Genomic DNA, 17,011 nt, shown 5'->3' with positions numbered 1-17,011 from the left:
ATAAACAACAAATTTTACAAAAAAATTTTAGTTATTTAGAGATTTTTAATAAAATAAAAAGGTTAAAATTATGAAATTAGTGATATCAATTTTATTGATAATTCTTATTTTCGCCATATCGATAACAATAGGTTCAGCTAATAATCAATTAGTCACCTTCAACTATTTAATTGCTAAAACAGAAGTTAGGTTATCGGTATTACTTGCTATTTTATTTGGTTCAGGCTTTTTAGTTGGTTGGATATTAACTGGAATTTACTTCCTAAAATCAAAATTCCAACACTCATCAACAAAACGTAAACTAAATAAATTACAGAAAAAATATGATGAAAATACGCATCAAAATTTAACCAAATTAGAAAAATAGGTAATTATGTTTGAATTGTTATTTCTATTACTCCCCATAGCAGCCGGATACGGCTGGTACATGGGAGATAGAAATGCCAAACAAAAATATTTAAATGAATCTAACCGACTATCTCGAGAATATGTAGATGGCCTAAACTTTCTTTTGTCAAACCAAAAAGATAAGGCTGTTGACCTCTTCCTTGACATGTTAAAAGAAGATGAAGGCACACTTGAAGCCCATCTTACCTTAGGTAACTTATTCCGTTCACGAGGCGAAGTAGACCGCGCAATACGTATTCACCAAGCATTAATGGAAAGCGCCTCATTAACCTTTGAACAAAGACTATTAGCTATTCAACAGCTTGGTCGAGATTACATGGTGGCAGGTTTTTACGATCGCGCAGAAGAGATGTTTTTACAGCTAATCGACGAAGAAGACTTTCAACAACATGCCCTACAACAACTGCTAATCATATATCAATCAACTAGCGAATGGAATAACGCAATTAACGCTGCCACCAGACTGGTCAAACTTGGCAATGTAAAATACAAAATCGAAATAGCCCAATTTTATTGTGAGCTTGCTGCCATCGCTATTGCTAATAATGATTTGGATCAAGCTTACACTTTACTAAAAAAATCAGCGGCTGCGGACGCTAATTGTGCACGAACATCATTAATGCTTGGGCGAGTATTTATGGCGCAAGATAAAGCTGAACAAGCAATCGAGTCTTTCCAACAAATATTAAATCAAGATAAAGCATTAATCGGTGAAGCGTTACCATTATTAAAAGCATGTTACGCAAAACTTAATCAACCTCAGCTATTTAAACAATTCCTCGAAATTTGTGTCAAACAAGATACTGGCAATGTTGCCGAATTGATGCTAGCCGACATTGTTGAAAAAGACAATGGACTCGATGCAGCGCAATATTACCTTTATCGTGAATTATTAAAACACCCAAATCTAAAAGGATTCTATCGCTTAATGGATTACCATGTTGCCGATGCTGAACAAGGAAAAGCTAAAGAGAGCTTATTACTACTTCGCAACATGGTTGGTGAACAAATAAAATCAGTTCCCAATTACCGTTGCCAAAAATGTGGATTTACGGTTAACACCCTCTATTGGCTATGTCCGAGCTGTCGCTCATGGTCAACCATAAAACCAGTTCGAGATTTCGAACATCATTCAGATAATTAAAAAGAGTAAAATATGTTTCTAATTGATTCGCACTGTCATCTAGACAGTTTGGACTATACAAACAAATCGATTGATAGCGTATTGCAAGAAGCACAAAACAACGAGGTGAAACATTGCCTAAGCGTGGCAACCACACTTTCAGGCTATGAATCGATGAAAACAATGCTCATGCCATACCAAAAACAGTGCTCATTTTCATGTGGAATTCACCCACTCAATTTGGATGATGAGCCCTACGATGCCGAACGTTTTGCTCGCCTTGCTCAAGAAGACAATGTTATCGCTTTAGGTGAAACAGGTTTGGATTATTACTACCAACAAGATAATATTGAATTGCAACAAGCCAACTTTATTGAACATATAAAATTAGGCAAGCAACTAAAAAAACCGATCATTGTTCACACTCGGAATGCCAAGCAAGACACACTAAAACTCCTAAAAGAAGAGCAAGCTTATTCCGGTGTACTACATTGCTTTACTGAAGATATTGATACGGCCAAAGCCTTATTAGATATTGGCTTTTATATCTCATTTTCTGGCATCATTACCTTTAAAAATGCCGAACCGTTACGAGATGTAGCAAGATATGTTCCATTAGATCGCATATTGATTGAAACTGATTCGCCTTATTTAGCCCCCGTTCCTTATCGCGGGAAAGAAAACCAACCCGCTTATGTTCGGGAAGTGGCTAATTACTTGGCGGCATTAAAAGGCGTATCTCTAGAAAAAATTGCAAAACAAACAACCACTAACTTTTGTCAATTATTTAATTTACAAGGGGCATTCAATGAGTAACAAATTAACTATCGATTGGGATGATTTTTTAACCAATTATTGGCAAAAAAAGCCGGTCATCTTGCGTGATGCTTTTAGCAACTTTATCGATCCAATCACCCCAGAAGAACTAGCTGGCCTTGCCATGGAAGAAGAAATTGAAAGCCGAATCGTTACCAACAAAAATGGCATATGGGACGCCGCCTACGGTCCATTTATCGATTATAGTCACCTAGGTCAAGACCATTGGAGCCTCCTTGTACAAGCAGTTGACCATTGGCATGAACAAGCAGCCACATTAGTTGAACCATTCAAATGTATTCCTCAATGGCAATTTGAAGACCTAATGATCTCCTATGCCACACAAGGTGCAGGCGTTGGACCTCATATTGATAATTATGATGTCTTTATTATCCAAGGCAAAGGTTGCCGTCGTTGGCAGGTTGGTGATCGTAATCCTAATTACAAACAGTTCAGTGCTCACAAAGCGCTACTGCATGTAGAAGATTATGAGCCAATTATTGATGAAGAAATCACTGCGGGTGATATTTTATATATTCCAATTGGCTTTCCACATAATGGGGTATCAATTGGAGAATCGCTCAGCTACTCCGTAGGATTTAGAACTCAAACATCACAAGAACTACTCAGTGGTTTTGCTGATTATGTGATTGATAACTTACCCAATGGCATCTTCTATCAAGACCCAGACTTAAAATTACCAAATGATCCTTATCGAATCCAACCATATGAATTAAAAAAACTACAAGGACAAATGATCGACCTTATCAAAAACCCAGACTTATTCAATGACTGGTTTGGTAAACACATCACTATTCCTATGCATGATCTCAACATCATCCCAGTTGATCCCTCATATGAGCTAGATGAATTTGAAGAAATCCTAAAATCTGGCGCTGAACTCTATCGTGTACCAAGTATACGTATTGTAAAAATAGAGGATACGGCTTATATCAACGGTAAAAAAATACCACTACCCATGGAAACCATCGACCTATTATGTGAAACCGATGTACTTTACTACGAACAATTACAAGATGAACAAACCCTAAATGTCATGTTGAAATTTGTTAATCTTGGTTACTGGTATTTTGACGAAGAATAAATTTCGCTCAAAAACTATTGACTAAAAAAGTCATCGAAAAAACCACAAAATGGTGAAATTATCGGCTAATTTGTCTCAAAAATTAGATATTTATCAGAATTAGTCGAATAATTTCGCCAAAATAGAAATAAACAGAATAAAACCCACGAATTTCGGCTTTTCATTTGGATTTTTATCATTTTTAAGTATATACTTGCCCCCGTTTTAAATTCCCGCCTTCATTTAATAATAAATGCTTATCCATTATAAATAACTTGAGGTAAACATGAACACTAACGTAAACCAGGCCGAGCACGCTGAAAGTGAACAAACTACCCCCTATCAAAAACGAACCCTATTTGCATCAACAGTAGGTTATGCATTAGATGGCTTAGATATGATGATTTTAGGTGTCTGTTTTAGCCTAATTGCCGTCACCTTCAACCTAACTAAAGCTGACCTTGGCACCTTGACGTCAGGCACATTACTAGGGGCCGTATTAGGCGGAATCTTTTTTGGAATTCTTGCTGATAAATATGGACGAGTCAGAGTATTTTCATGGACAATCCTAATCTTCTCATTATTCACCGGTCTTTGTGCTATCTCACCTAATTATGAATGTTTCCTCATTTTTCGTTTTCTAAGTGGACTGGGTCTAGGTGGTGAATTTGGTATCGGCATGACGCTAGTTTCGGAAAGCTGGCCAAAGCACAAGCGCTCAAGGGCAACCTCAATTGTCGCACTAGGCTTCCAAGCCGGTATCATCCTTGCAACACTAACTGTCAATTTTATTGGTGAAGCACACGGATGGCGCTGGGCATTTGCGATGGGAGTATTACCAGCGCTATTTGTTGCTTGGACGCGTAAAGGACTTAAAGAGCCTGAAATCTGGCAAAATCTAAAAGACCAAAATAAAAACAAAATTGCCATAGGCAAACTATTTAAAAATCCGAGAATCACCGCAACAACTATCGGATTAACCATTGCCTGTGCAGTACAAAATTTTGGCTTTTATGGCATAATGGTTTGGATGCCAAACATGATCGCTTCTGAATATCACTTACCTTTCAAAAACACCATGTTTTGGACTATCTCAACAACTATCGGCATGTCATTAGGGATCTTAATTTTTGGTTGGTTATGTGACAAATTTGGACGCCGACCTTCATATATCGTATTTTTATTGATTTCCGCCGTATCAATCTGGTTCTACTTCCAACAAAAAGAGGTTGCCATTTTAATTCTATTTGGCTCAGTGATTGGCTTTTTTGTGAACGGCATGATGGGTGGATATGGTGCATTACTAGCTGAACACTACACGACTGATGCGCGCTCAAGTGCTGAAAACATTATTTTTAACGTCGGTCGTGGGATTGCTGGCGTATCGCAAGTACTGATTGCTTACTTAGCAACCATCTACTCAATCAGTTATGCATTAGCACTACTATCAGGCGCTTACTTATTATCCGCTGCCGCCTTTATATTCTTAATACCAGAAACCAAAGGCAAAGCATTAGAATAGCGATATATAAAAAAAGGGCTTAAAAAGCCCTTTCTAAATCATGTTTACCTCAAATTAATTGATATGCATACCGCCAGTAACACCATAAACTTCACCAGTGGTATAGCTTGACTCTTCCGATGCCAAATGCACATAAACACCCGCAAGTTCAACCGGTTGTCCTGCACGTTGTAATGGAGTCTGTTTACCAAATTCAGGAATCGCCTCGCTTGGCTGGCCACCACAAATTTGTAACGGTGTCCAAACCGGACCTGGCGCCACACTATTTACCCGAATACCTTTACTACCTAATTGAGCAGATAAGCCACGAGTAAATGCAATAATCGCTGTCTTGGTTGAAGCATAATCCAACAAATTGCCACTTGGTTGATAAGCTTGTACAGAAGAAGTGGTAATAATTGTCGAGCCAGATTTTAAATAACCTAATGCCGCTTTAGTTACCCAAAATAGTGAAAACACATTAATTTCAAACGTTTTTTTGATTTGCTCAGTAGACAAATGCATAATATCTTCTACCGCAGTTTGCTTACCAGCTACCAAGGTTAAATTATCAAGTCCACCTAATTTTTTATGCGCTTCTTCAACTAATTTTTTACAAAATGACTCATCGCTTAAATCACCAGGGATAAGCACAGCCTTTCGACCCGCAGACTCAATGATTTTAGCCACATCTTCGGCATCTTTTTGTTCTGCTGGTAAATAATTAATTGCAACATCAGCTCCTTCTCTTGCATACGCAATAGCTGCTGCGCGTCCAATACCTGAATCACCACCGGTCACCAACATTTTTAGACCTTCTAAACGTTGATGACCTTGATAACTTTCCTCACCACAATCAGGAACTGGTTTCATCTCATATTGCAAACCAGGAGGATTTTGTTTTTGTTTAGGAAATTTATCATGAAAATATTTTGGATTATGCTTACTCATATAATATTCTCCTAAGTTAAACATGCATTTAAATTCAAATTTAACATAATAGAATCAATTAATAATCACAAAATCCTATTGTCGAGTATATTTTATATCTTTAAAATACTTAATTAATTCAATTAATTATACTGTGAAAAATAAAAATCATTGATAACGAGAAAAATAACTTACTTGGATGGTTTAGCGAGGACAAAAACAACAAATGCTAAAACCATTATGGGTGAAAAATTAAACACCAAACACAGTGTAACAAATAAATATACATTAAGCTAGTAATGCAGAATTAATGATAGCTATTTTTTGAAAGAACAATCAGTCGTAACATCCACAATAAGAATTCTTTTACCATCAATGTAATACGTATATTTAGCCCCCTCATTAAAATATTTCTTCATTTTACGTATTTGAGGTGAATCGGAACAATAAGATTCAACAATTGCCTTTTTAACCAATTCCCTATTATCGGGTAAAAGAAATTCGTCTGGAGTGATCCCATTAATTTCATATTGATAAACGACAACATTACCTTCAGCGTTAACATCGGATAAAGTTGTGTATTCATCTAAAGTAATGGGTAAGATTTTTTTAACTACGCTGATGGCTGCCTCTCTATAATAATCGGACTCATCAATCTTATTATCGAAATCTAGGTCCTTTTTATCAGGATATTCATCGATGAGTTGTATTAATCTTTGGGTTTTTTCAGTACCAATAGTGTCCACAAGCTTAACAATCCCATCATTGCTATACTGTGAATACTCAAAACATAATTGCAGCAATAAAAAAATAATTTTTATCATTCTTTACTCATCCATAACCAATAGAAGCTATTGCCGACTACCTTTTGTCTGACAATCGGCTGGCGTTAATTCAACCACAACAATCTCTTTATTATCAATAAAATAATGATAGTATGCCCCATCCGGGAACGCTGTTTTCAATTGTTGCATATCCTCCGTATTTTCACAATAAGCAGTAAAAAGTGCTTGGCGAATCGTATCAAGCGTACTGGGTAACAACATCGTATGCTCTGGCGTATTTTTAACATCATATTGATAATTGATGATATTACGATCCTTATCCTTCTCAACGCCAACCAAAGTCGTTAACTCATCAACCTCAATGGGTAAGGCTTTTTTCATAGGCTCAATCATCGAATTTTGTATTGCTGCAAGGGAATCATTTTCAACTGGGGTATTTTTTTTAGCATTATCACAACTTAACAGCAAAAAACTCACTACAAAAAACGCTAGCAATTTAAATATTTTCATAATGATATCTCACATAACGTAATAAATAGTAATTATGAATAAAGAGTTAAAAAATGCTCAAAGCAATTTAGGGAAGATGAAGAATAGTTATACACCAACCTTCATTAAAAAGCCAAAACAATCCTATTTAAATCATCAAAAACCCCGCTCCTCAACTTTTTTTAACGAACATATAAATGAATTGATGATGCTTTTAAAAAAAACAACAAAAAAATTGTTGCACTTTTTTTTAAAACGAGTATTTTGGATAAATATTTTTAAAAAATTAACGAAATAATTACAAATGAACTTTTCACTCATCGTCGTCGTCCTCATTAACATTAGCGTGGTCATTATTCCAACGCGGGGGCGTCTTTTGAGTTAAATATATGGTCATCATATTTCAAAACCCCCGCCACAAAAAAGCGGGGGTTTTTTTTTGAACAAATGGCTAAGCAAAAAGTGAGGAATGAATGTTAGGAACACAGTGGATTGTAAAAACCTTAAAAGAAAAAGGCATTACTACCGTTTTTGGATATCCTGGTGGTCAAATTATGCCTCTATACGATGCGCTTTATGATGGCGGAATTGAACACGTACTTTGCCGTCACGAACAAGGCGCAGCCATGGCAGCCATTGGTTATGCCCGTGCCACTGGCAAAATTGGCGTTTGCATTGCCACATCAGGCCCCGGTGCAACCAATATAATTACCGGCCTTGCGGATGCATTAATTGATTCTGTACCAATTATCGCACTAACCGGCCAAGTTCCAACGACACTTATAGGCACTGATGCCTTCCAAGAAGTTGACGTTTTAGGATTATCTTTAGCATGCACCAAACATAGTTATTTAATAGATGATGCCACCCAATTGCCAAATACCTTACAAGAGGCCTTCAACTTAGCCAATTCGGGCAGGCCGGGACCAATATTAATTGACATCCCGAAAGATATCCAGCTTGCCGACCATGATTACCAAACCTATTTAACGCCAACATCCATAAAAACGCCTTCTGATAATGCTCAACTCTATCCAATCTCACCTGACGAGATAAAACAAGCCAAACAAATGATCTGCCAAGCCAAAAAACCGATGCTCTATATTGGTGGCGGTGTTGGGCTTTCTGGTGCTATCAATGAACTACGCGAATTTATGACGCTAACCCAAATCCCTAGCGTATCGACCTTAAAAGGGCTTGGCGTTGCTGACCTTAACAATCCTTATTACTTAGGACTTATCGGGATGCACGGCGCTAAAGCGGCTAACTTAGCCGTACAAGAGTGTGACTTACTGATCGCTTTAGGGGTTAGATTTGACGACCGCGTTACTGGCAAACTTAACGAATTTGCTAAACATGCAAAAGTGATCCATGTCGATATTGATCAGTCCGAAATCAACAAACTACGCCAAACCCATTTAGGTTTACAAGGTGATATTAAACACGTATTACCGATGCTTAACCAAACGGTCTCAATTGATGACTGGCATAACAAAATAAAACAACTGAAAGCCCAGCATCCAACACGTTATGATCATCCGGGTGACGCCATTTATGCGCCAGCACTGCTCAAACGCATTTCTGAGCGCAAACCAGCTAACACCGTCATCACCACCGACGTAGGTCAGCACCAAATGTGGACAGCGCAACACATGTCCTTTACCCACCCACAAAACTTTATTACCTCAAGTGGGCTTGGCACTATGGGCTTTGGATTACCAGCGGCAGTTGGCGCACAAATGTCTAGACCAAACGACATGGTAATTTGCGTATCGGGTGACGGCTCATTCATGATGAATGTACAAGAATTAACAACGATCAAACGCAAAAAATTACCCGTTAAAATCGTTCTTATTGATAACCAACGCCTAGGCATGGTAAGGCAATGGCAAGAGCTATTTTTTAATGAAAGATATAGCGAAACCAACTTATCAGATAACCCCGACTTTTTAATGCTAGCCAAAGCCTTTGATATACCAGGGCAAACCATCAGCAAAAAATCGGAAATCGAAGGCGCACTCGATAACTTATTCAATTCGAAAGGTGCTTATCTACTGCACGTATGTATCGATGAGCTAGAAAACGTATGGCCACTGGTACCACCGGGCGCGGCAAACGAAAACATGTTAGATAAAAGTAACAAGGAGTAAGTGATGAATCAAAAAGCGACACATCAATTTACCATAACTGCCAATGATAAATTGGGTTCACTTGAACGCATTTTACGCGTTGTTCGCCACCGTGGAGGCCATATCGAACAGATGCAAATGCAATCAATTGACAATCAATTATTCACCTTGACACTGACATTAACAACCGAACGAACGCTATCGTCACTGCAAAACCAAATTACCAAATTGGAGGATGTGATAACGGTAGCGTAGTAAAGAACAAATAGATTCTTTTGTAAAAAAGACAAATTAAATTAATAAACTATAGCAGTTAAACAAAGTTATGTATAATGCACAAATTAATAAAAGCAAAATACATGCTTAATAAAAGTAAATTTAAGAGGAAAACAAAAAATGGGTACTACAGCAAAATCTGATTATATTTGGCTAAATGGCGAAATGGTTCCATGGGCTGATGCAAAAATACACGTAATGTCACACGCCCTACACTATGGAACTTCAGTATTTGAAGGTGTTCGTTGTTATGAAACTCACAACGGCCCAGCAATTTTTCGCCATAAAGAACACGCACAACGCTTACTCAACTCAGCCAAAATTTATCGTTTTCCTGTCCCTTATTCTCTTGAAGAGATCATGGAAGCAACTCGCCAAGTCATCAAAAAAAATAACCTAAAAAGTGCATACATTCGCCCATTAGTCTTTATTGGTGATGTGGGTATGGGCGTCATTCCTCCTGCTGGTTACAAAACTGATGTTATGATTGCAGCATTCCCATGGGGAGCCTACCTTGGTGAAGATGCGTTAGAACAAGGTATTGACGCAATGGTATCATCATGGAACCGTTTTGCACCAAACACTATCCCAGCAGCAGCTAAAGCGGGTGGTAACTACTTATCATCACTTCTTATCGGATCAGAAGCGCGAGCTAATGGCTTCCAAGAAGGCATCGCATTAGACGTAAACGGTCAGCTTTCTGAAGGTTCTGGCGAAAACTTATTTATCGTCAAAGATGGCATATTATTTACCCCATTACTATCATCATCAGCACTACCAGGTATCACCCGTGATGCAATCATCAAACTTGCACATGATCTAGGCATTGAAGTACGTGAACAAACTCTATCACGTGAATCACTCTATCTAGCTGATGAAGTATTTATGACCGGTACCGCTGCCGAAATCACACCAGTACGTAGTGTTGACCGAATCCAAGTTGGTATTGGTCGTTGTGGCCCAATCACGAAGAAAATCCAACAAACCTTCTTCGGATTATTCAATGGCAAAACTGAAGACAAATACGGTTGGTTAGATCCAATTAAATAAAATAAATACACCGCAGCAAAAACTGCGGTGTCGTCATTATTTAACGATTTATTAATCATAGAAATACGTACCGAAAGAAATCGGTCGCTTGCATAAAAAAAATTGGGAGCAACAAATGCCTAGATATCGTTCAGCAACCTCGGTTGAAGGTCGCAACATGGCGGGCGCCCGCGCTTTATGGCGTGCAACAGGCGTAAAAAATGAAGACTTTGGTAAACCCATTATCGCGGTGGTTAACTCATTCACACAATTTGTACCGGGTCATGTTCACTTAAAAGATATTGGTCAACTGGTAGCAAAAGAAATTGAAGCGTGTGGTGGCATTGCCAAAGAATTTAACACAATTGCTGTCGATGACGGTATCGCCATGGGGCATGGCGGTATGCTTTACTCACTACCCTCACGAGAACTGATTGCCGATTCCGTTGAATACATGGTTAACGCCCATTGCGCCGATGCCATGATCTGCATATCAAACTGTGACAAAATCACCCCCGGCATGTTAATGGCGTCACTACGTCTAAACATCCCAACTATATTTGTATCAGGCGGACCGATGGAAGCGGGTAAAACCAAACTATCTGACAAAATCATCAAACTCGACTTAGTTGATGCCATGATCCAAAGTGCCAATCCAAATGTTAGTGATGCTGATAGTGAAGCAATTGAACAATCGGCTTGTCCAACTTGCGGATCATGCTCAGGCATGTTTACTGCTAACTCAATGAACTGCTTAACCGAAGCATTAGGTTTATCATTGCCGGGTAATGGTTCACTGGTTGCGACACACAAACAACGTGAAAAACTCTTCTTAAATGCCGCTAAACGCATTGTTGAAATCACCAAAAGTTATTACGAACAGGATGATGATTCGTACTTACCGCGATCAATAGCCACCAAAGCGGCCTACGAAAATGCCATGTCGCTCGATATTGCCATGGGGGGTTCAACCAATACCGTATTGCACTTACTTGCCACTGCACAAGAAGGTGAAATCGACTTCACCATGTCAGACATTGACCGACTATCACGCAAAGTCCCTCACCTATGTAAAGTAGCGCCAAGTACAGCTATCTATCATATGGAAGATGTGCATCGCGCTGGTGGGGTTGTCTCCATATTATCAGAGCTGGACAAAGCCGGATTACTTAACCGCAATGTCCACAACGTGCTTGGTCTAAACTTACAAGAAACGTTTGCAAAATACGACATCACCCAAACCACTGACGAAGAAGTCAAAAAAATGTATCGCAGTGGCCCAGCAGGTATTCGCACTACCAAAGCTTTTTCACAGGATTGTTACTGGGATACGCTTGATGACGATCGCCAAAACGGCTGTATCCGCGACAAAGCACATGCCTACAGCCAAGATGGCGGACTAGCAACCCTATACGGTAACGTAGCCGAAGATGGCGCAATCGTAAAAACGGCAAGTGTTGCTGCTGAAAACTTAGTCTTCCGTGGCCCAGCAAAAGTCTATGAAAGCCAAGAAGATGCGGTTGATGCAATCTTAGGTGGACGAGTCGTTGAAGGTGATGTAGTCGTCATCATCTATGAAGGACCAAAAGGTGGACCAGGGATGCAAGAGATGCTCTACCCAACCAGCTACCTAAAATCAATGGGTCTTGGCAAAGCTTGTGCATTAATTACCGATGGTCGATTCTCTGGTGGTTCATCAGGCTTATCCATTGGTCACATATCGCCAGAAGCCGCCAACGGTGGCGTGATTGGTTTAGTTCGAGATGGTGATATTGTTGATATTGATATCCCAAATCGAAAATTAAACATCCTCGTACCTGAAGATGAATTAGAACGTCGTCGCGTAGCTGAACTTACTCGCGGTGATAAAGCCTTTACACCTCATAATCGTAACCGTTATGTCTCATACGCACTAAAAGCTTATGCAAGCTTAGCAACCAGTGCTGACAAAGGTGCGGTGCGTGATAAAAGTAAATTAGGTGGTTAACGTGAATAATAACAAACTAACTGGCGCTGATTATCTAAAAGCCACGCTATGTAGTGCGGTATACGATGTCGCTCAAGTGACACCACTAGAACATATGGAAAAACTCTCCTCTCGCCTAAAAAACCAAGTGTTTGTTAAGCGAGAAGATCGCCAACTCGTTCACAGCTTCAAAATACGGGGCGCCCAAGCCATGATTGCCAGCCTAACGCCGGAAGAACGTAAATGTGGCGTAATTGCTGCATCAGCCGGCAACCATGCGCAAGGTGTCGCGTTTTCAGCTACAAAATTAGGCATCAATTCCCTCATTGTCATGCCATTAACAACAGCAGATATCAAAGTCGAAGCGGTAAAAGGATTTGGTGGAGAAGTGCTACTTTATGGAGCCAACTTTGATGAAGCCAAAGCCAAAGCAATGGAATTAGCCAAAGAACAAAACCGTATATTTATTCCCCCTTTCGACCATCCCCTTGTCATAGCAGGGCAAGGCAGTATCGCCATGGAACTACTGCAACAAAATGCCAAACTTGACCGCATTTTTGTCCCCGTTGGTGGCGGAGGGCTTGCAGCCGGTATTGCCGTATTAATCAAACAAATCATGCCATCAATTAAAGTCATTGCGGTTGAACCTGAAGACGATGCCTGCCTAAAAGCAGCACTCATTGCCGGTCATCCGGTTGACCTTGATCGCGTGGGCTTATTTGCTGAAGGCGTCGCGGTAAAACGAATTGGCGACGAAACATTTAGACTTTGCCAGCAATATATCGACGACATAATCACTGTCGATAGTGACGAAATTTGTGCAGCAGTTAAAGATCTATTTGACGATGTGCGTGCCATTGCCGAACCGTCTGGCGCGGTGGCGTTAGCGGGAATGAAAAAATATGTTGAACAAAACAACATCTGTGGCGAAAACTTAGCCCATATTCTATCCGGCGCTAACTTAAACTTCCACAATCTACGTTATGTATCAGAACGTTGCGAGCTAGGCGAAAAACGCGAAGTCCTGTTAGCGGTCACGATTCCAGAACAAAAAGGCAGCTTCCTGAAATTCTGCCAGCTGCTCGGTGGTCGTGCTGTGACCGAATTCAACTACCGCTATCATGACGACAAATCAGCTTGCGTGTTTGTTGGCGTTAAAATTGCCAAAAGCAACGAAAAAGACGAAATCATGCAAGAACTGACCGCAGCCGGTTATCAAGTTGTTGATCTAACTGATGACGAAATGGCAAAACTGCATGTCCGTTACATGATTGGTGGCAAACCGTGCCAACCGATTAATGAACAAGTCTACAGCTTTGAATTCCCTGAATCACAAGGCGCACTACTCAAATTCCTACAAACCTTGGGTACCAATTGGAATATCTCAATGTTCCATTACCGTAGCCACGGCACCGATTATGGTCGCGTGCTAGCCGCCTTTGAAATCGACAACGCCAGCCATAGCACCTTTACCAAACATTTAACTGAATTGGATTACGGATTCCATAACGAAACAGAAAATCCTTCACTTAAACTATTCTTAACCGGTAAATAATTCAACCGCCCCAATCAGGGGCGGATTTTGTCTCAACACATTATAGATTAACGATTAACTAATTATTAACCATGCTATTTTATTATTGATAAAAAGATTGGATTAATTATAGCCAGATCAATAAAAACCCCGCTCCTCAACTTTTTTCTTTAATACGTCTAGAAATTAATCCTCATATCAGGTAGTTCAAGCATCTCGACAAAATCGCATTTCATCATTATCTCTACAAATAAACTACACTTTTAACGCTAGAGTTCCTCCCCCCTATTTCCTCTTTCAAGAAATAAAAAAGGCTAAGGCGAGACACAGAGCGTGGGATTAGAATACTCAATGGGAAAAAGATTTATCGAACCATTTCTCGGATTAACGACAAATTTACGGTTATGAGTAGGAGTTATTGATGATTTACGGCCTATTAAAGAAGGCATTGTTCCATCACTAGTCCAGTAGTCACTAAGGTAAAAACCGGTGTCATATTGGTGCATTGAGCCCCACTCACTAAAGAATCCTGCGCCAATTACACGCTGAAAGTAATTATTAGGTGATGAGGGTATTGCGCCAACTGCACCTTGACACTTACTATGAGAATTTATCCCATTACAAGAAGCATTAGTTAAATCTTTAACCGCAGCTAAACGTAAACGCTGGTCACTACAGATAGATGATGCTTTATCATAAGTAGTAGCTTGTTTAGAAAGATAAAACCACTGCTTTAATACAAAACCATATTTAATGATAGCTTTACCACTATTATCGCGACCGACTAACTCGAATGTTTGTGGCAAAGTAGGCGGCTTATTAGGACCCACAACAGCAAAATTGCTAGAATTCGGTCCGAATTTAGTTAAAACCGGCCCAGTTAAAGTGACGCGTACGCCTGTCGCTGTAGAACTAGTCATAGTAGCAGTGATGCCATCATGCGAAACAGGAGCCCAAAATAAAGCCTGATTACTACCAGCAATGTCTAAGTCAAAATACAAATTGTGAGCACCAGTAGTCGGAAAATTTAAACCATAGGATGACGGCGTAATTGATTGAAGTAAAAAGCCCTTAGCAGGGTTCCAAATAGAAGCAGGACCAGATACGTGATTAAAATAATGATATTCATTCTCAATCATTAAATACCTTAAATTAGGCCTAGCAAAACAAACCACAGCCCTTGCTTGTGGATTGATATAATAAGTGATATTACTTGCGCTGAAAATACGACTACTTGGAACGCCATAACGAGTACTCAATGTGCCGTCAGTGCTAGCTAATTTAACCTGATAAGGCGCCTTACAAATATCTGGAACAGTATGACGCGTGACGGGTTGATTATTTTTATCAACGATAGATAAACTTAAACTACCAGTAGCTGTAACGTCAGTATCGCCATCATCATCTCCCCAATAATTATAAGGTGGACCGATAAGCGAACTTAAAGCGACTGAATTAGTATAAGTAGGAACCAACATACCAATATCAGCAAAACTTTGCCCCGCAACCGGCAAGACGATTGGTGCTGAAGAAGATGAAGGATTGGTCGAAGGCATAAATTGTGTACCATCAGATAGTGTAATCCCAAGCAGACCGTTAGTATCAACAACACGAGTACGACCACCGTCGAAAGTCAAATAAGGTGCAGTACCCTGTATCGCATTCCTAGTTGTCTGTGATGTCAATGCGTGACCCGAAAAAGGAAGAAAAAGAACCACGGAAAAAACAATCTGCCGGGATAATTGGGAAAAGGATCGAAAACAGGATCTGAAAGAGGATCCGAAAAACGACCGGAAAAAAGATCGAGAAGAGGATCGCGGAAGCGATCGCGAGAAATTTCGCAGAATTTCACTTGATTGAGTAGAAAAATAAGCTTCAGTGAAAAATTTAAACTGGGAGTTGAACTTAGACGAATTTAAATTATAGGTTGGCCAAGTTGCCTGTTGCCTGTTGCCTGTTGGAAATTATAAAACATTTGCGACAATCCTGTCAAGTAATTTTATGATTTATTTGTAATTTTATACTTTTCTATTAAATTTTAGCCTCGTAGCTAAAACCGTGTAAAAAGTATAGTGATTGGAAAAACACGATGCAACACTTTTTTTCGCTCAATTTCGTTAACTTTCGTAAATAGGATCTAAAAAGGATCTAAATTGTAATTGATTAACTACTGTTTTAATTAAATATATTGTCATTACACATCGTTAAAAATATGATTAATGATCCTGAAAGTTTTATCTTTATGCTTAAAATTAGTGATTTTGTTAATTTAATAGCTTTTAAGCAGAATTTAGAACCCCAAAAACCCCGCTCCTCAATTTTTTTCGATAAAAACTAAAAAACCACCCTAGTTGAGGTGGATGATTTACCTTTAACATTAAGCTCTGCGTGAAAAATGCTGACCTTATTTATAGCCTTTTTTCTATCAGCGGATTTGATAAATCCTATCCGATAGCGCCATCAGGCACAGTGTGCTCTGCTATTAATGCAATTCACTAAAATAATTCTTCAACTCCTGAATAAACGCACTATCTACCATCGCTGGGTATTTATTTGCCTGCCATGATTGTAAAAATAATAGATGCTGAACCGTTAACGGTTTGTTCATATCGCGAAATTCGTTTAACTGTTCTTTTACCTCTTGGGATGTTGTGAGAAGGGATTGTGGTGTTTTTTGCTTCGGTATTTGGCAATGCTTTTGGTACCATAAATCATAGCCACTTAAATCATAATCACCCAATAACTCATACCCCGTTAAATTAGGGCTGGCATTAGGATAGCGTTTAGTAATAGAACGGGTAGGAAATCCACCGCAAATAATAATTTCATCAATTTTTTTTATATACTTTGCCGTTGCCTTTAAGTTAAAACCCAATAATTGCTCAACCACATATAATGATTGATTATAAAGCTTTAAAAAATTACCTTCGGCTATAAACTG

Annotated in this window: 16 protein-coding genes; 11 read left to right on the top strand and 5 right to left on the bottom strand. The window is 39.2% G+C overall.

Annotated elements, in window-relative coordinates; all coding sequences use genetic code 11:
• Window positions 1-70: 70 nt before the first annotated feature.
• From J3U16_RS08535 to J3U16_RS08515, 5 genes are all read left to right on the top strand, one after another.
• Entirely contained in the window at window positions 71-367 is a 297-nt protein-coding gene (locus J3U16_RS08535) for a LapA family protein (RefSeq protein ID WP_065563404.1), read from the top strand.
• Window positions 368-373: 6 nt separating this feature from the next.
• On the top strand, window positions 374-1,552 hold the full coding sequence (gene lapB, locus J3U16_RS08530) for a lipopolysaccharide assembly protein LapB (RefSeq protein WP_065563403.1): 1,179 nt from the start codon (window positions 374-376) through the stop codon (window positions 1,550-1,552).
• A gap of 12 nt (window positions 1,553-1,564) precedes the next feature.
• On the top strand, window positions 1,565-2,347 hold the full coding sequence (locus tag J3U16_RS08525; protein ID WP_267342876.1) for a YchF/TatD family DNA exonuclease: 783 nt from the start codon (window positions 1,565-1,567) through the stop codon (window positions 2,345-2,347).
• Entirely contained in the window at window positions 2,340-3,452 is a 1,113-nt protein-coding gene (locus J3U16_RS08520; protein ID WP_267342875.1) for a cupin domain-containing protein, read from the top strand. The genes J3U16_RS08525 and J3U16_RS08520 overlap by 8 nt, the downstream gene beginning before the upstream one ends.
• 265 nt (window positions 3,453-3,717) lie before the next feature.
• Window positions 3,718-4,953 (top strand): MFS transporter, encoded by a 1,236-nt coding sequence (locus J3U16_RS08515; protein ID WP_267330670.1) that lies wholly within the window; start codon window positions 3,718-3,720, stop codon window positions 4,951-4,953.
• 54 nt (window positions 4,954-5,007) lie between these two features.
• Here J3U16_RS08515 and J3U16_RS08510 read toward each other — a convergent pair whose 3' ends face one another.
• The 3 genes from J3U16_RS08510 to J3U16_RS08500 all read right to left on the bottom strand — a co-directional run bounded on the left by J3U16_RS08510 (window position 5,008) and on the right by J3U16_RS08500 (window position 7,157).
• The gene (locus tag J3U16_RS08510) at window positions 5,008-5,883 is read right to left on the bottom strand and encodes an SDR family oxidoreductase (RefSeq protein ID WP_220225784.1); all 876 of its coding nucleotides are present in this window, start codon (window positions 5,881-5,883) and stop codon (window positions 5,008-5,010) included.
• A gap of 296 nt (window positions 5,884-6,179) precedes the next feature.
• Entirely contained in the window at window positions 6,180-6,686 is a 507-nt protein-coding gene (locus J3U16_RS08505) for a hypothetical protein (protein WP_267342873.1), read from the bottom strand.
• Window positions 6,687-6,713: 27 nt separating this feature from the next.
• On the bottom strand, window positions 6,714-7,157 hold the full coding sequence (locus J3U16_RS08500) for a hypothetical protein (RefSeq protein ID WP_065733778.1): 444 nt from the start codon (window positions 7,155-7,157) through the stop codon (window positions 6,714-6,716).
• Window positions 7,158-7,191: 34 nt separating this feature from the next.
• Between J3U16_RS08500 and J3U16_RS08495 the strand changes: the two genes are divergently transcribed.
• From J3U16_RS08495 to ilvA, 6 genes are all read left to right on the top strand, one after another.
• The gene (locus tag J3U16_RS08495) at window positions 7,192-7,434 is read left to right on the top strand and encodes a hypothetical protein (RefSeq protein WP_267342872.1); all 243 of its coding nucleotides are present in this window, start codon (window positions 7,192-7,194) and stop codon (window positions 7,432-7,434) included.
• Window positions 7,435-7,609: 175 nt separating this feature from the next.
• Window positions 7,610-9,286, top strand: a complete 1,677-nt coding sequence (gene ilvG / locus J3U16_RS08490; RefSeq protein WP_220225781.1) for an acetolactate synthase 2 catalytic subunit — start codon at window positions 7,610-7,612, stop codon at window positions 9,284-9,286.
• Between the two features lie 3 nt (window positions 9,287-9,289).
• Window positions 9,290-9,520, top strand: a complete 231-nt coding sequence (ilvM, locus tag J3U16_RS08485) for an acetolactate synthase 2 small subunit (protein ID WP_065563395.1) — start codon at window positions 9,290-9,292, stop codon at window positions 9,518-9,520.
• A gap of 141 nt (window positions 9,521-9,661) precedes the next feature.
• On the top strand, window positions 9,662-10,591 hold the full coding sequence (locus J3U16_RS08480; RefSeq protein WP_065733775.1) for a branched-chain amino acid transaminase: 930 nt from the start codon (window positions 9,662-9,664) through the stop codon (window positions 10,589-10,591).
• 115 nt (window positions 10,592-10,706) lie between these two features.
• Entirely contained in the window at window positions 10,707-12,557 is a 1,851-nt protein-coding gene (ilvD, locus tag J3U16_RS08475) for a dihydroxy-acid dehydratase (RefSeq protein WP_065733774.1), read from the top strand.
• Window positions 12,550-14,091, top strand: a complete 1,542-nt coding sequence (gene ilvA / locus J3U16_RS08470) for a threonine ammonia-lyase, biosynthetic (RefSeq protein WP_267337456.1) — start codon at window positions 12,550-12,552, stop codon at window positions 14,089-14,091. Before ilvD ends, ilvA begins: the two co-directional genes overlap by 8 nt.
• A gap of 293 nt (window positions 14,092-14,384) precedes the next feature.
• On the opposite strand, the gene J3U16_RS08465 is transcribed toward ilvA, so the two are convergent.
• Complete coding sequence (locus tag J3U16_RS08465) at window positions 14,385-15,755, bottom strand: hypothetical protein (protein ID WP_267342870.1); 1,371 nt, start codon at window positions 15,753-15,755, stop codon at window positions 14,385-14,387.
• 797 nt (window positions 15,756-16,552) lie between these two features.
• A partial coding sequence (locus J3U16_RS08460) for a hypothetical protein (protein WP_267342869.1) occupies window positions 16,553-17,011 on the bottom strand: 459 nt, incomplete at its 5' end.

This window comes from Gilliamella sp. B3023, assembly GCF_026536845.1.
GTDB classification, from domain to species: domain Bacteria; phylum Pseudomonadota; class Gammaproteobacteria; order Enterobacterales; family Orbaceae; genus Gilliamella; species Gilliamella apicola_E.
The sequence above is the reverse complement of the archived record's forward strand: the minus strand, read 5'-3'. Positions and strand labels throughout refer to the sequence as shown.

Excerpts from the sequence above, each read along its gene's own strand:
- J3U16_RS08535 (WP_065563404.1), top strand. The coding sequence starts at position 71 with ATGAAATTAGTGATATCAATTTTATTGATAATTCTTATTTTCGCCATA.
- lapB (WP_065563403.1), top strand. The coding sequence starts at position 374 with ATGTTTGAATTGTTATTTCTATTACTCCCCATAGCAGCCGGATACGGC.
- J3U16_RS08525 (WP_267342876.1), top strand. The coding sequence starts at position 1,565 with ATGTTTCTAATTGATTCGCACTGTCATCTAGACAGTTTGGACTATACA.
- J3U16_RS08520 (WP_267342875.1), top strand. The coding sequence starts at position 2,340 with ATGAGTAACAAATTAACTATCGATTGGGATGATTTTTTAACCAATTAT.
- J3U16_RS08515 (WP_267330670.1), top strand. The coding sequence starts at position 3,718 with ATGAACACTAACGTAAACCAGGCCGAGCACGCTGAAAGTGAACAAACT.
- J3U16_RS08510 (WP_220225784.1), bottom strand. The coding sequence starts at position 5,883 with ATGAGTAAGCATAATCCAAAATATTTTCATGATAAATTTCCTAAACAA.
- J3U16_RS08505 (WP_267342873.1), bottom strand. The coding sequence starts at position 6,686 with ATGATAAAAATTATTTTTTTATTGCTGCAATTATGTTTTGAGTATTCA.
- J3U16_RS08500 (WP_065733778.1), bottom strand. The coding sequence starts at position 7,157 with ATGAAAATATTTAAATTGCTAGCGTTTTTTGTAGTGAGTTTTTTGCTG.
- J3U16_RS08495 (WP_267342872.1), top strand. The coding sequence starts at position 7,192 with ATGAATAAAGAGTTAAAAAATGCTCAAAGCAATTTAGGGAAGATGAAG.
- ilvG (WP_220225781.1), top strand. The coding sequence starts at position 7,610 with ATGTTAGGAACACAGTGGATTGTAAAAACCTTAAAAGAAAAAGGCATT.
- ilvM (WP_065563395.1), top strand. The coding sequence starts at position 9,290 with ATGAATCAAAAAGCGACACATCAATTTACCATAACTGCCAATGATAAA.
- J3U16_RS08480 (WP_065733775.1), top strand. The coding sequence starts at position 9,662 with ATGGGTACTACAGCAAAATCTGATTATATTTGGCTAAATGGCGAAATG.
- ilvD (WP_065733774.1), top strand. The coding sequence starts at position 10,707 with ATGCCTAGATATCGTTCAGCAACCTCGGTTGAAGGTCGCAACATGGCG.